Origin of the sequence: Desulfoscipio geothermicus DSM 3669 (assembly GCF_900115975.1) — a bacterium.
In the GTDB taxonomy this organism is placed as follows: domain Bacteria; phylum Bacillota; class Desulfotomaculia; order Desulfotomaculales; family Desulfallaceae; genus Desulfoscipio; species Desulfoscipio geothermicus.
Window position 1 is genome coordinate 95546 of the sequence record NZ_FOYM01000004.1, and the last position, 13552, is coordinate 109097.

Annotated in this window: 20 protein-coding genes, 1 pseudogene and 1 riboswitch; of the genes and pseudogenes, 10 read left to right on the forward strand and 11 right to left on the reverse strand. The window is 48.2% G+C overall.

The genetic code is table 11. The features are described from left to right. Positions 1–3 precede the first annotated feature (3 nt). From BM299_RS03710 to BM299_RS03725, 4 genes are read right to left on the reverse strand one after another with little or no spacing between them, the layout of a single operon-like run. Positions 4–765 carry an ABC transporter permease gene (locus tag BM299_RS03710; protein WP_092482113.1) on the reverse strand — a complete coding sequence of 254 codons (762 nt, stop codon included), beginning with the start codon at positions 763–765 and terminating at the stop codon, positions 4–6. Beyond that, positions 752–1705 (reverse strand): ATP-binding cassette domain-containing protein, encoded by a 954-nt coding sequence (locus BM299_RS03715; protein ID WP_092482114.1) that lies wholly within the window; start codon positions 1703–1705, stop codon positions 752–754. The genes BM299_RS03710 and BM299_RS03715 overlap by 14 nt, the downstream gene beginning before the upstream one ends. A 47-nt stretch (positions 1706–1752) precedes the next feature. Next, positions 1753–2334 (reverse strand): permease, encoded by a 582-nt coding sequence (locus tag BM299_RS03720; RefSeq protein WP_245779629.1) that lies wholly within the window; start codon positions 2332–2334, stop codon positions 1753–1755. Next, on the reverse strand, positions 2334–2807 hold the full coding sequence (locus BM299_RS03725) for a permease (RefSeq protein ID WP_092482115.1): 474 nt from the start codon (positions 2805–2807) through the stop codon (positions 2334–2336). Before BM299_RS03725 ends, BM299_RS03720 begins: the two co-directional genes overlap by 1 nt. A gap of 160 nt (positions 2808–2967) precedes the next feature. On the opposite strand from BM299_RS03725, the gene BM299_RS03730 reads away from it, so the two are divergent. Further along, positions 2968–3333 carry a ferric reductase-like transmembrane domain-containing protein gene (locus tag BM299_RS03730; protein WP_092482116.1) on the forward strand — a complete coding sequence of 122 codons (366 nt, stop codon included), beginning with the start codon at positions 2968–2970 and terminating at the stop codon, positions 3331–3333. 128 nt (positions 3334–3461) lie between these two features. Here BM299_RS03730 and BM299_RS03735 read toward each other — a convergent pair whose 3' ends face one another. Further along, the gene (locus BM299_RS03735; RefSeq protein ID WP_092482117.1) at positions 3462–3743 is read right to left on the reverse strand and encodes a hypothetical protein; all 282 of its coding nucleotides are present in this window, start codon (positions 3741–3743) and stop codon (positions 3462–3464) included. Positions 3744–3852: 109 nt separating this feature from the next. Further along, positions 3853–4260 carry a helix-turn-helix transcriptional regulator gene (locus tag BM299_RS03740; RefSeq protein ID WP_245779630.1) on the reverse strand — a complete coding sequence of 136 codons (408 nt, stop codon included), beginning with the start codon at positions 4258–4260 and terminating at the stop codon, positions 3853–3855. 213 nt (positions 4261–4473) lie between these two features. Here BM299_RS03740 and BM299_RS03745 point away from each other — a divergent pair, with 213 nt between their 5' ends. The 5 genes from BM299_RS03745 to BM299_RS03770 all read left to right on the forward strand — a co-directional run bounded on the left by BM299_RS03745 (position 4474) and on the right by BM299_RS03770 (position 8205). Then, a complete protein-coding gene (locus BM299_RS03745; RefSeq protein WP_092482119.1) occupies positions 4474–4698 on the forward strand; it encodes a hypothetical protein in 225 nt (74 codons plus the stop codon). Positions 4699–4712: 14 nt separating this feature from the next. Continuing rightward, positions 4713–5093, forward strand: coding sequence for a PadR family transcriptional regulator (locus BM299_RS03750; protein WP_092482120.1), 381 nt, complete (start codon positions 4713–4715; stop codon positions 5091–5093). Beyond that, a complete protein-coding gene (locus BM299_RS03755; protein ID WP_092482121.1) occupies positions 5083–5895 on the forward strand; it encodes an extracellular solute-binding protein in 813 nt (270 codons plus the stop codon). The genes BM299_RS03750 and BM299_RS03755 overlap by 11 nt, the downstream gene beginning before the upstream one ends. 462 nt (positions 5896–6357) lie before the next feature. Beyond that, on the forward strand, positions 6358–7122 hold the full coding sequence (locus tag BM299_RS03765) for a JAB domain-containing protein (protein WP_092482123.1): 765 nt from the start codon (positions 6358–6360) through the stop codon (positions 7120–7122). Between the two features lie 114 nt (positions 7123–7236). Then, complete coding sequence (locus BM299_RS03770) at positions 7237–8205, forward strand: sulfite exporter TauE/SafE family protein (protein ID WP_092482124.1); 969 nt, start codon at positions 7237–7239, stop codon at positions 8203–8205. A 176-nt stretch (positions 8206–8381) separates the two neighbouring features. On the opposite strand, the gene BM299_RS03775 is transcribed toward BM299_RS03770, so the two are convergent. After that, positions 8382–8699, reverse strand: coding sequence for a (Fe-S)-binding protein (locus BM299_RS03775; protein ID WP_092482125.1), 318 nt, complete (start codon positions 8697–8699; stop codon positions 8382–8384). Positions 8700–8741: 42 nt separating this feature from the next. Between BM299_RS03775 and BM299_RS03780 the strand changes: the two genes are divergently transcribed. Then, complete coding sequence (locus BM299_RS03780) at positions 8742–8969, forward strand: transposase (RefSeq protein WP_165608168.1); 228 nt, start codon at positions 8742–8744, stop codon at positions 8967–8969. Positions 8970–8979: 10 nt separating this feature from the next. Further along, entirely contained in the window at positions 8980–9141 is a 162-nt protein-coding gene (locus tag BM299_RS19225) for a hypothetical protein (protein WP_165608169.1), read from the forward strand. A gap of 13 nt (positions 9142–9154) precedes the next feature. Here the strand turns inward: BM299_RS19225 and BM299_RS03785 are convergent, their stop codons facing one another. The 4 genes and pseudogenes from BM299_RS03785 to BM299_RS03800 form a co-directional block, all read right to left on the reverse strand. Next, positions 9155–9805: a hypothetical protein gene (locus BM299_RS03785; protein WP_092482127.1), complete on the reverse strand. Its 651-nt coding sequence runs from the start codon at positions 9803–9805 to the stop codon at positions 9155–9157. A 46-nt stretch (positions 9806–9851) separates the two neighbouring features. Further along, positions 9852–9965: pseudogene (locus tag BM299_RS20165) on the reverse strand (universal stress protein); the annotation flags it as partial. A gap of 35 nt (positions 9966–10000) precedes the next feature. Continuing rightward, positions 10001–10471 carry an HAD family hydrolase gene (locus BM299_RS03795; protein ID WP_092482128.1) on the reverse strand — a complete coding sequence of 157 codons (471 nt, stop codon included), beginning with the start codon at positions 10469–10471 and terminating at the stop codon, positions 10001–10003. Positions 10472–10529: 58 nt separating this feature from the next. Then, on the reverse strand, positions 10530–11063 hold the full coding sequence (locus BM299_RS03800) for a helix-turn-helix domain-containing protein (protein WP_092482129.1): 534 nt from the start codon (positions 11061–11063) through the stop codon (positions 10530–10532). Between the two features lie 79 nt (positions 11064–11142). Next, positions 11143–11200, reverse strand: a riboswitch (Fluoride riboswitch). 522 nt (positions 11201–11722) lie between these two features. Between BM299_RS03800 and BM299_RS03805 the strand changes: the two genes are divergently transcribed. Next, positions 11723–12256 carry a Chromate resistance protein ChrB gene (locus BM299_RS03805; RefSeq protein WP_092482130.1) on the forward strand — a complete coding sequence of 178 codons (534 nt, stop codon included), beginning with the start codon at positions 11723–11725 and terminating at the stop codon, positions 12254–12256. 83 nt (positions 12257–12339) lie between these two features. After that, complete coding sequence (locus BM299_RS03810; protein WP_092482131.1) at positions 12340–13503, forward strand: MFS transporter; 1164 nt, start codon at positions 12340–12342, stop codon at positions 13501–13503. Positions 13504–13552 lie beyond the last annotated feature (49 nt).

Consider the following 13552-nt stretch of genomic DNA (forward strand, 5'->3'; position numbering starts at 1 on the left):
CGTTTAAAAAACGCGCACGATGCCGCGCCGGTGGAAAAAGACGGCGGCTTGTAAAAAAACGGCGATAAAAAACAACAAGGCCGCAAAGTTAAGATAACCTCCCCACAGGGAACCATGCCCCAGGGCCAGGCGCATCAGGTCGCTGGTATAACTCAGCGGAGACAGCATGGCCAGCTTTTGCCCCCAAACTGGCATTTGGTTAATCGGGATAAAAACTCCGCTGATAAACAGCAATGGAATTCGCACCAGGTTGGACAGCATCATCACCATTGAGGGCTCATCGGTGGGCAGGGCTGCCATTAACGCGCCCAGTGCAGCAAAGCAAAATGCGGATAAGATAAGGCCGGCGGCGTAAAGAAGGGGATATTCGATATGCGCCCCCAGGATCAAGATGCCCAGCAGTAACGGCACCAGGGATATCACAAGGCCGTAGATAAATCCGGCCAGGATATCGCCCAAAACCAGTTGCAAGATGGACAGGGGCGCAGACAACAGTCGTTCGTAAGTTTTGGCCTTGCGTTCCCACGGGGCGATCATGGGACCTACCGAAGAGGCGGTAAACAAAATGGTCATGGCTATCAGCCCCGGGGCCAGGGACTGGCGGGGTACATCGCGCCCCACTGCGAAGGCAAGGAACATAAATACGGGAAACAGCACGCCGAAAATTAAAACCGGTGGTTTCAAATAGTAAATCATAGCGTTTTTTTTGGCCACCGCCAGGGAACGCCGCAGGCCGGTGGTCGCAGATTGGCTAACAGCTTGCATTGTGAGCACCTCTTTTTTCTTGCCCCCCGGTCAGCCTTAAAAAAACATCCTCCAGGCTGGGGCCGAGGGTGTTGATGGACAGGATTTCCAGGTTATGCCGGCGGGCTAAATCCACCACCGATAAAATGGCTCTGGCCGGCTGATTTGTATAAAGCCTGAATTTATCGCCCGTCTTCTTAACCTCGTTAACCGCTTCCACGGAATACAATATATCCATTGATTGTAAAGGCGAGCTAAACGCTACTTCCAGCGATTGCAGGCTCTGCAGGGTAAGTTTTAAATTTTGCGGCCGGTCAATGGCCACGACCCGGCCCCGGTTGATGATAGCCACCCGGTCACAGAGCTGGTTGGCTTCCTCGATGTTGTGGGTGGTTAAAAAGATCGTCTGGCCCCGGGCGTTGAACTCCCGCAACAAATTACGAATCAGGTGTGTACTCTGTACATCCAGCCCGGAGGTCGGTTCGTCCAGGAACAGAGTTTGCGGGTCGTTCATCATGGCCATGCAGATTAAGAGCCGCTGCTTCATGCCCTTGGAAAAACCTTTGGCTTTAAGGTCTTTCTTCTCCAGCAAATTAAATTGCTCCAGAAGCCGGGCAGCCCGGCTTATCCGGGTCTTTTTACCAATCCCATACAGTTCGCCCATGAACATCAGGTTGTTCCAGGCCGACAAATCCACGTAAACATTGGCCATTTCCGGGACGATGCCCATCAGCTGCTTGGCCGGGTTGGGGCAGCGCAGCAGGTCATAGCCGAAAATTTGGATGTCCCCGGCGTCCGGGGCGATGACCCCGGTGAGCATGCGCTGGGTGGTGCTTTTACCGGCCCCATTGGGCCCCAAAAAACCGAAAATCTCCCCCGGAGCCACGGAAAAAGAAACATCATCCACCGCCAGGACGGATCCATACCTTTTCACCAGATTTTGTGCCTGAATAGCTTGCAAAAGTATCCCCACCTTGTTAACCGTAAATTTCAATTAACATTACCGGTTTACACATGTTCCGCCGGGGGCACCTCGGCTTGCGGTTGCCCGGCCAGCAATTTTTCCAGCAGGTAACCCGTTATAATTATGGCGGGCAGGGTCAGAACCAGGCGGAGCAGGGCGAAGGACAGGCCCATAAACTTAATCTCCATCATTAACATAGGTATTTTGATGGTGGCCCAGGTGCCCAGGAAAATGACCGCGTTGGCCATCCGGCAGCCTTTTTTGAGCAAAGCGTAAGCCACCGGAAACCCGGCGTACAGGGGGCCGGCCGCCGCCGTGGCCACCAGGATGGAGATGATGATACCTTTAATTCCAGACTCGGGACCCACGTGTTTTTCCACGATTTTACGCGGCACCCAAACATCCAGCAGGCCCACCAGCACAAAAATGGGCGGGATAAATAAAAGCATCTCTATCAGGTAATCCGCCGCGCTGGTAATGGCCGACACACCCCGGTCCGGGTAGTAATACCACAGAAAGCCGTCTGCAATAACCACGAGTAGAAATAACAGGTACTTTTTATACTTTAATTGGGGACATTCCTTGTTCAGAGGTGTGTCCCCTTTCATCTTATACTGATTTTTCATTATAAAATCGCCCCCATGATGATGCCAATGGCCAGCGCAGTCACCAGGCCGGCCGCGTTACGCCAAATGGTAAACCGCTTGCCGAAAAGCTCTATTTCCATCGGCGCTGTGACCACGCCTACCATCAGCACGGTGGTTAAAAAACAGGCCACCGCCGTCACGCTGGCCCCCGCGGCAATTAATGAGGCGCCCAGGGGAAAACCGATAAACGCCGGGATTAAAGTAATGGAGCCGATTAAAGAAATGACCAGGATGCCCAGCGGGCTGTCGTTGCCGAAAAAGCCGGCGATAACCTCCCGGGGCACCAGGGCCAGCATCAGGCCGATGAGGCCGATAATCCCCAGCATGCTGGGCAACAGGTTAAAAAATTGTTTTTTGGCGATCTGCAGGGCTTTGCCGGTTTTTTCCCGGTCCTTACGCCAGGAAACAATTAGAGCCACCGCCGCGAGGATAAAAAGCGCAGCATTGAACATATCGTTAACCTCATTTCATTATAATGGCGTTAAATATCATAATGTCGTGGTTGAGTCCTTTTGCCACCGGGGCAAGAAGGAATTTTTGGTAACTCATTAGAATAATGTTCATTAAATATTGCTCATTGTCGCATAGATTTAACAACACGGGGGAACATGCATGATAGAATTTCTGGGTTGGCTCGGTTTTACCTTGCTAGTAAGCACCTTGATGCCTTTTTTATTGCGCCGTTTAAAGTTTTGGCGAAAAGGGTTGACTTTTTGGGTTCGCTATCACCACCACCTGGCTCTGGCATGCCTGGCTGTATTAACCCTGCATGGCCTTGAGGCCTTAAATGGAAGGCGAGGGTGGGGATGGGGAGCCCGGGTGCATTATCAGAATGAGATTATTAGCGGGATACTTGCCTGGTTGGTACTATTGGTCGTAAGTGTGTTAGCATTGTCTGCGTTTCGGCAAATACCCTTTAAACGTAACCATTGTTGGTTGGTGGGGTTGCTGGTTCTATTAGTGCTGTACCACGTTTAGCGTTCGGTAACCTCATTTCGTTATAAATGGCGTTTTATCCTGGGTTTAGATTTCCTTATATTCTGTCCTACTTTATTTCTATCGCATATTACTAAAAGGTTAATTGGTTAACCGGAAAAAGGAGAGGTTTAAGCCTCTCCTTTAAGCTCCTTGATCTTTTCTTCCACTGCCTTGGCTTCCAACTTTAAATCCTGCAGGTATTTTTCCAGCTTGACTGCTTGTTCCTCTTTACCGAAAAACTGGCGCTTAAACCCGTCGGAGCTGCAGCAGCAGCCTTCATGCCGGACCGGTTGATGATGTGAGCCACCGTGGCACCGGTTCATGTGCTGGTGTGGGCCTTGGTGACAGGTGTTAATTTGCTGCGGGCCTCCATGACAACGGTTGAAATGATGCTTATTTCCATGACACATGTTCCAACTCTCCTTTCAAAATAATTTACTTTTACAGCAAAGTGCATATAGCCATATTTATGGCAAACGCAAGGTATCATATTTTTAAAAGCGCGCGCTAGGGGTTTATTCAGGGCTCGCCTTTCTTATTCGTTGGTTCCTGGAACTGGCTTTGATACTGCTCCAAAAACTTTTCCAGCCGCTGCTTGTTAAAATTGATGGTGACCGCCCAGGCATGAAGAATTTCCTCCCCTTCGGCGGTGATTTCATACAATCTTTTGGCCGGGCCGCCTTGCTCCGTTTCCCACCGCGAACGCACCAGCCTTTCGTCCTCCATTTTGCGCAGATGGCGGTAGGTTGTCCCGGGGTCAATTTCACTGCTGGCGAAACCAAACTCCTCCAGTTGCTGCATCAGTTCATAACCGTGAGTGGACTGGCGGTGCAGCAGTAATAGCAGGCAGGGCTGCATAAACCGCCCCATTTGCATACCCGCGCAGCGGCAGCTGCCTTTGTGATGGCTACCGTGATCCTGGCACAAAATCAAAACCCCCATATATGGATATTGCCTATATAGAATATTATCATAGGTTCATTAAGCTGGCAATAATTAAAACCAGATGGCTGGTAATTAAATATTGTAAAACTACAGAAAAAATGCTATTATATTTGCAACAACGTTAAGTGCATGATGCACATAGGTTTAAGTAAGCCTGAAATGACCGTAAAATTCTTTACATTTGGAGGGATGACAATGGAAAGGATGATCATCCAGCTTAATCAAAAATGTCCTGCTGCTAGTTTGCCCAACATCAAGGATATCCTTCGCTGTAAACCGGGACTACGTTTAAGCAGTTTTGATGTAACAGCCAGGCGGGTTATGATTTCATTTAATCCTACCTGTATTGATGCGGATACGATAATGGAAGCCTTACTGCAAAAGGGCTATGATATTGACTATTTCTGCAACGTCGCTTGAACGGGGAGGTAAAAATGGCCGCGGGAAAAACTGAAAATGGCGCTGGTGTTTCTCTGGACAGAATGATCCAGCCCATGCTTCTTTTGCTTATTTTAAAAAAACCGACCCACGGTTATGAACTTATCCAAAGTTTTAATGCTTTGCACGAAGGTGAAATAGTGGAGCCGGGCACTATTTACCGGAACCTACGGCGCATGGAAAAGGAAGGGTTTGTCTTATCCAGCTGGGAGGCTGCCGAGTCCGGGCCGGCCCGGAGAAAGTATGCCATCACCGGAGAAGGGATTAAAGCCTTGCAAGAAGCTATGCTGAAACTGAAGCAACAAAAGAGACAAATTGAAGATTTCTTGACGGAATATGATATTCTAGCGACAAGGGGGAGCATTAATGAAAACTGACCCAAACGCGCTGAAAATCCTGCATGCCGGCGCGCTCAGAAAGCCCATCAAAGAGTGCATCCATATCCTTTGGGAAAAATACCCGAATTTAAAAGTGGAGCTTGATTACGCTGGCTCACGGGCTTGCGCCAAAGCCGTGGCGGAAGGCAAAATTGTGGATGTAATTGCCCTGGCGGATTACCAGGTGTTTAACGATCTTTTAATCCCCCGGTTTGTGGACACCTCCTTTGTTTTTGCCACCGACCAAATGGTGCTGGCCTTTGATGAATTTTCCACGGATAGGAACAAAATTAACGAGCAAAACTGGATGGATGTGCTGCTGGGCAATCCCACCATTAAATACGCGCGTTCCGATCACCCTTGCGGTTACCGCACTTTGATACTCTGGCAGCTGGCGGAACAATATTACCACAGGCCCGGTTTGTACCAGGCGCTGGAAAACGGCTGGAGCAACTTATACCCCAAATCCCTCGACCTGGCCATGGCCTTGATGGAAGGCAAAATTGACTACGGTTTTGAGTACTTGTCCGTGGCCAAGCAAATGAATTTGCCATATATCCAGTTCCCGCCCGAGATAAATCTGAGCGACCCCCGCTTTGCGGATCATTACGCCCGGGCCAAGGTAACCATTGAGGGTAATTACCCCGGCCTGGAAACTGTAATCGTAGGCGCTCCCATTGAATTCGCCGTGGCCATACCCAAAAATTCCAATCAAAAGGAACTGGCGCAGGAATTTATTGAAATCCTTACGGGACCCCGGGGAGAGGAGATATTGGAAGAGAACGGGCTAATTCCCTGTTAGGGAAGTGATTTTTAGATGGTTTACTATAATGTAAAGGAAAAAAAACTGGATAAACGGATAGAAACATATGAAAAACAAATATCCTGGAACCTAATATTGATCTTTCTGGTTAGCTCGGTGTTGATCTACCAGCTTATATTTAACTGCATTTTTGCGCCCCAAATATATAACCTGGCATTGGGGGATATACCTGCAATATGAGGAAACCAAAAAAGGCACAAACCCGGGCGCAAGCAGCCAGGAGCCTAAAGTTATTATATGGCGGGAAAAAAAGGGAGACGTAACCAGGTCTGTAAACGATGTACCTACTATATGCGGTGTTCAGCTGCCGCAATTCTGTTTTATCGCTATTATTGCGGCTTTAGGTCTGGGAATGTATAACATCAGGGCATTGCTTTTAAAGGAATTCGTCCTTAAGTTAAAAGACGACCTGCTCAACCAGGGCGACGGGAGGGGTTAAGAATGACCGCCGTGAACTGCGCCTTTATGCCGAGGGATATATTCAGTATTGTCCAAGTGCAAGATATCGCCACCCAAGAACAAGAACGGGCGGTTTTAATTTTTGGTGGGAGTGAGGGTAAGGTGTCAGTATTGTGCGGACAAAGCTGCAGCGATACCTGGGCCATTATACCGCCCGTCAACAAGATCATCGAGTGGGTCAGTGAAACCAAGACTTATTTCCGGGAAGCCATAGTGGTACATAACCACCCGCATCTACCCTGGCATGGAGAAATTATCCCTTCCGATGATGATATAGCCGCCACCGAATTTTTAAAATGGCAGCTGGCCTTACTGGGTATCACACTGCATGACCATATAATTATTTCCGGAAATAAAAAACGATCTTTATTGGAAATGAACCTGTACCATAACGGTCCGCTAAAAACCAGCGGTTTTGAGATCAAGCGTTTCCTTTATTGCTTTTTGGTGCAGGTGTCACTTGTACTGGAACATCACCCGGTCGTAGATACCATAATAAACCTCTTGGAAAAAAATTTGGATATGATTAGAAACTATTATGAAAAACCTTGGTATTTACGGGTCTTTACGCCAAAACCTGATGACGGTGGATTTAAGTCCGAACTGGCCGGGCTTAAAACTTCGGATAATTTGCTTAGCCGGCTTGTGGATGCTTTAATTCAGCTCGAAGGTGACCGAAACTTTAAAATTCAACCGGAAAAGGTTATTCCTTATGGAATAGAGCTGTGGAAAAGAATAATTAAATAGGAGTATAACCGGTCACTGATCATTAAACAAGCGGGCCCACAGGGGTGTGGCGTTGCTTGCAACGCTAGTATATACAAGGCTGTTTTTACATTATTTAAAGAGGAGTGGATATAATTGTTTTTTCCTGTTTCCGGTGTGGAGATTAACCCGTTAATTCCTCCGCTGGTGGCGTTTATTGTCTCGTCAATTACCGCCTCCGCCGGAGTGTCCGGCGCATTTTTACTGCTGCCTTTTCAGGTTAGCGTGCTGCACTATACCAGCCCTTCGGTCAGCCCGACCAACTTGATTTATAATATCGTGGCCATTCCGGGCGGCCTTTATAGGTTTATTAGAGAGGGGCGCATGGCTTGGCCGCTGACCTGGGTGGTGTCTATCGGTACTTTGCCGGGGGTTTTCTTAGGTTCATGGGTGAGGATAGAGTATTTGCCCGACCCCCGTTCGTTTAAATTATTTATGGGCGGCGTATTACTGTATCTCGGGTTAAAAATTGTTACCGAATTTACCAGCGGCTCAAAAAAACAAAAGGCGCAAAATAAAGCGCTGGAGCAAAAGTTTAAAGAACGGGTGGCTAAGATTAAGGCGGAGAGCAACAAAAAAATAGCCGCCGGGTTGCCGACAGACGCTGTTGTAAAAACCAAAAGCTTTTCTTTGACCAGGATAGAATATGAATTCTGGGGTGAAACTTATTCTTTCAGCACCATAACCATTTTTACGCTGGCGCTGGCGGTGGGATTGATCGGCGGCATTTACGGTATCGGCGGCGGCGCTATCATCGCTCCCTTTTGCGTTTCCATCCTTGGTCTGCCCGTTTACACCGTGGCCGGGGCGGCCCTGGCCGGGACGTTCCTTACCTCCATAGCGGGAGTCATATTTTATTCCATTCTAGCGATGACCGCCGTGGGCGCGTCCACCAACGTGGCCCCCGACTGGGCGCTGGGCGCGCTGTTCGGAGTTGGCGGCCTGCTGGGGACATACTGCGGCGCGTATATTCAAAAGTATCTCAAGGAGAACATTGTAAAAGCCATTATGGCAGCATTGATTCTTTTCCTGGCGTTGCGCTATGTTATACAGTTTTTTCTTTAATTGATAGTGGCTATGGTCAAGATTCAAATTTTTTAAAGAGAGTAATTTTAACGTGGCTAAATAGCTTTAAAGATCAGGGTTACGATCAGGGTTACATTTTTTTTACTTTCCTACTTATAATGGTATTTAAATGCTTAAAAAGCATATATGGCAATATCTTATTAATGAAAATTATACTAAACCCCCAATGCTTCCATGATCCCCTGCAGTGGCTCCAGCAGGTCTTCTTTTCCCGGTTCCCAAATCGGCGGGCAGTCCTTTAATTGTTTTTCTCCCATAACCAACTTGGCGGCAAAGGCCAGGCAGGTGGGCTCGCCGCACAACCGGCAGCCGGACTTTTTAGGCAGCCAGCCGTATATCTCCAAAGGGGTGGGTTTGGCCCTTCTTTCGTACATGGGCTTAATTTTGTCCTTGTTGGCGTAAGTGTCATTAATCAAGTTTTTTACCCAGTCGGTCAGCTCGTAAGCATCTGTGCTACTGAGCGCTTTAGCCACGGCCAGTTCTAGGGGGTAAAGGGTAAGCAGCCTCTGTTCTACTTGCCGGAAGAAGAAGTGATCCGTATTTACGGCCTGCGCTGGGATATTGAAGTTTATTTTAAGGTTTGTAAGTCTTTTTTACGACTGGCCAAAGAATTTCAATCGCGTAGTTATGATGCCATGTTTGCACATATAACAATTGTAACCATACGTTATATAATGTTAGCCGTTGAAAACCGGGAGCAAGTCGATAACCGGGCTTACGGGGGTATCTTTTATCAATTTTGAAGTGGCCGATATGGATTTTTCGCAAGCTTTGCTTTATTTGTTGGATTTATTTAAACAAACTCTTCGGGAAAATCTGTTTTTGTCTGATGCCATGATTGACCAAATCTTAACACGCTTTTTAGAAAAATTACCCAGTTTTATTAAACTGCGTTTATGTTTTCAAGCAGCATAAATCTGCTTTTTTGTCAAGTGCGAAATTTGAGATAATTAATTAATTCATCCCAGAAATCTTTACCCGTTTTCCAGGCAAAGTCTTCCGCCCCCATCATACACCTGCGATGGTAATTGCCCGGGGAAGGCCCGGCCAGCACCTGCAGGTGCGGGTGGACCAGGGTACCGCCGGAGTAGGGCATATAGTTCCAATTGGCGGTCATGTAAGCCGCTCCTGCGGCGTCTTTGGCGGCACACTTTTGCAAAAATAAGACGGCGGCCTCCAAAGAATCATTTACCAAATCAAAACTAATTTCCTCCAGGGGAACGTAATGATCGGGAACCATGACCACCACCGCGGAATAGCGGTCATAAGGGGAAAGGTTTGGCACCACCGTAGCCCTGCCCACCCCAATCCGCCCTTCCTCAATAAGATCTTTGGGAAATTGCGGGGTCATTTGGAACAGGTTTTCCCCGCAAAACGGGCAGGGGGTTTGCAGTGAGCGCTTCACTGCTTTGGACCAATCCACAATGGGAAGCTGAAATTTTTTAAAACCGACAACTCTGCTCACATCACCGGTCAACGGGTCGAAACGTTTTTCCACTATCATTTTCTTGGGCGTAAAATTCGACCCGGGGTCAAGTAAAACTACTTCTTCCCGCACAATGTTTAACTGCAGGCTCATATATAACACCTGCCCTCCAAAAATTATAAAATTTGTAATTCCCCAACTACTTAACCACTAATACAGGACAGTGCGACTGTTGGATAACCCTTCGGCTAACGCTGCCCAGCAGCATACCTTTAAAGTCGCCGCGCCCCCTGGTGCCGACAACAATTAAGTCGCAATTATTATTACAGCCATCCGCAACCTTATCAACTACAGGCGTAGGGTTGCAATCAAACGTTTGGGCTGCAGCAGCAGCTCCAGTCCTTCATTAATATCTTTTACCGCCACATCAGCATTTTGCAGCGCCTGCACGGAAGTTCCCTCCGGCCCTAAAACCACAATGCCCAGGGCCGCTTTTGCCAGCATCAGCCTGTCGTTGGCGCCGTTGCCCACCGCCACTGTATGCTCTGCCCCCAGGCGTTCCACAAAGGCTTCTTTTTCATCGCCCCCGATCGGCTGGGCCAGGATCTGAACGGTGCCTTTGATGCCTTTGCATTCACTCCGGCACTTGCCGAAGGTGTCGGCAGTAAGGATGTGTACTTCGAGACTCTCGCTGAGCTGATTTAACCTTTCTTCGACGCCGGGCAGCAGTATGCCGTCTTTGGCCATCGTGCCGTTATAATCCAGCACGATGTATTTTAGCTGCAGCATGCCGCGGCCGGGTATATCCACGGAAATCACGCTTTACACCTCCTTTCGATGGGAATTATTTGCGCGCTGGCGCCTTCACCCAACTTGATTAAGTTTTGCAAGTTAACCACGGGAGGTTCTTTAAAATGCTTAAGACTACTTCCTGCTCCACGGTTAAACCAGCTTGATTGCCGTCTTTATTGCCCTCCGTCAAGCCAAACAAATAATCCAGGCTGACGTTGAAATAACTGGCAATTTTTAAAGACAGCAGGTAACCGGGGGGCCTGCGCCCTGATTCGCAGCCGGCCAGCACGGATTTACGACAGTCCAGTATTTCCGCCAATTGCTCCTGGGTCAGGCCGGATAGTTTACGCAAGCTGTGCAGCCGCTCTGCAAATACAGGCAGGTTTTCCGCAATTTGCTTCATTTCTGCCCGGGCCATCAATTCCGCCAGCGGCTGTTCCAGCGCCCTGGCCAGTTTCCTGACCATGCGCGGGGTAGGTTTTCTGCTGCCCTGCTCCAGCCTGCATAAAGTGCTGGGATCTATCCCCGCTAAACGGGCCAGTTCCTTTTGGGTCAAGTTTTTTTTATTGCGGAGCTGTTTCAGGTAATTGCCGAATGTTTGCATAAAATCACCTTTCACATGACGCGCTCCAGTTAAGCTAACCAATTACATTACCCGGCTTGTGCGGTAAACAAAAAAGCTCCTACCAAACCCGTTAAAGGTGGTAGGAGCTATTAGCTTTGCAGCGTTAAGCGAGCTCCATCGCTGTAATATGTAACTTATAACAAATGTAATTGCCCGGAAAGAAACAGTCAATTGTCATATTCTGCAAAAAATAATGATTATAACCATCCCATGCCTTTGTGCTCGCTTATCCTGGACTATTCTCTAATTTATAATGTTTAATTTGTCATTTAACAATTGTTATTTACAATTGCCGCCTTGTTTCATTCCCCGTACAGACATGGTTTAAATGTTTGCCATTGGGGCATAGCGCGGTAACCTAAAACTTCTCTAATATAACTGCACTTAATATAACATGCACCTGTAAGCAAAGTGGATACCCGGGGTCTTAATTTGTTTTATGCTTGACAAGTATGTGCAATTGTTTAATAATGTTTGTAACTATTGTTAGTAAGGAATGGGGACACACCTTCCGTGGTTGTCCAAGATGCGCAAATTTGTAGGGGCGGACGACTCTGTCCGCCCGGTCCGGGCGCGCCTTCCTTGGTGCTCAAGATGCACAAATTGTATAAATAACGGGGAAGGAATGTCCCTAACTTATGGAGGTGAAATCTGTGGAATGGTTGATTTTAATCTATAAAATACCGGCTGAGCCTTCCCGGTACCGGGCGTCGGTTTGGAGAAAAATTAAGGAGATCGGGGCGGTTTACCTGCAAAATTCAGTTTGCATCCTGCCGTTTAACAAAAAAACCGAGCGGGTCTTTCGCAAGATTAAAAATGAAATTGAAAATTACGGCGGTGAGGGGTATTTGATCAAGGCTGATTTTATCGGCCCGGAAAACAAAATCATTAATTTGTTTAACGACACCAGGGACGAAGAATATGCCGAGATAATTGAGAAGTGCCACGATTTTTTCTATGAACTGGATGCTGAGGCAAAAGCAGCGCATTTTACCTATGCCGAGCTGGAAGAAAATGAAGAGGATTTGAAAAAGCTGTACAACTGGTTTGAAAAGGTGCGGGAGCGGGATTATTTCACTTCATTCCTGCAGGAAAAAACCTACCAACTGCTGGCATCATGCCGGGCTTGCCTGGATAATTTTGGCGACCAGGTGTTCGCCCGGGAAGATATGGACAACATTGATTAGTCTTTGCGGAGCCGGCCAAATTGCAGCAAATAATAATGACAAATGGTGGGGACCATGATGTCAGAAAGGTGGTTTGGTATTAAATGTTTAACATAATTATCCTCGGGCTGACCAGTTTATTAACCGATATTGGCTCCGAAATGGTCTACCCCTTAATTCCGCTGTTTTTAGTGCAGCAGCTGGGGGCCACCCCGGCTGTTGTCGGATTAATCGAGGGGATAGCCGAGAGCCTGGCTTCCCTGCTTAAAGTTTTTTCCGGTCGGGTATCCGATAAACTGCAGCGCCGCAAGCCGCTGGCCATAGCAGGTTACGCTTCTTCCGCGTTATCGAAAATTCTCATCATTGCGGCGGTCTCCTGGGCCTGGGTGCTGGCGGGACGCATCGGGGACCGTTTTGGCAAAGGGATCAGGACCGCTCCCCGGGATGCCATTATTGCCGATTCCACCGACCCGCGTCAAAAGGGCAAATCCTTCGGACTGCACCGGATGCTGGACACCGCCGGAGCAGTAATCGGGGTTGCCCTGGCTTATTACTTGTTTACATCATATCAGGGGGATTACCGTCATGTATTCATCTGGTCATTGGTTCCGGCTTTCCTCGGTGTGCTGATTTTGGCGCTGGTGCGCGAGGCCAAAGAAAAAACGCCTAAAAGTTCGATTAAGGACGTGCCGCTGAATTGGCAATCTTTAAACCCGCGCTTAAAAGGTTTTTTAATTGTCGTTTTTCTTTTCGCCCTGGGCAATTCATCCAACCAGTTTCTGCTGCTGCGGTCCTCGGACCTGGGGATGCACCCGGCACAGGTTATTTTACTGTACCTGGTATTTAACGTCAGCTACGCCCTTGTTTCCTTCCCGGCGGGCGTGTTATCGGATAAAATCGGCCGGCGGCAGTTATTGATTACCGGCTATTTAATTTATAGCGCCGTTTATTTTGGTTTTGCCCGGGTGCACGATGCCGGCCATCTATGGCTATTATTCATTATTTACGGGCTGTATCACGGGGTAACGGAAGGCGTGGAAAAAGCTCTTGTGGCCGATGTGGCGCCACAACAACACAGGGCCACCATGCTGGGATTGCATGCCACTTTGGTGGGCATCGGATTGCTGCCGGCATCCCTTTTGGCCGGTTTGATCTGGCATTACTTTGGCGCTGCCTATACATTTTATTTCGGGAGTGTTATGGGCCTGCTGGCGGCGCTGGGCCTGGCGGTGGTGCTAAAAATGGAGGACACCAAACAAGCCGGTTAATGTATTTGGCGAAAATAAATATAACTAACAGAGAGCTAGCAAAGCTACA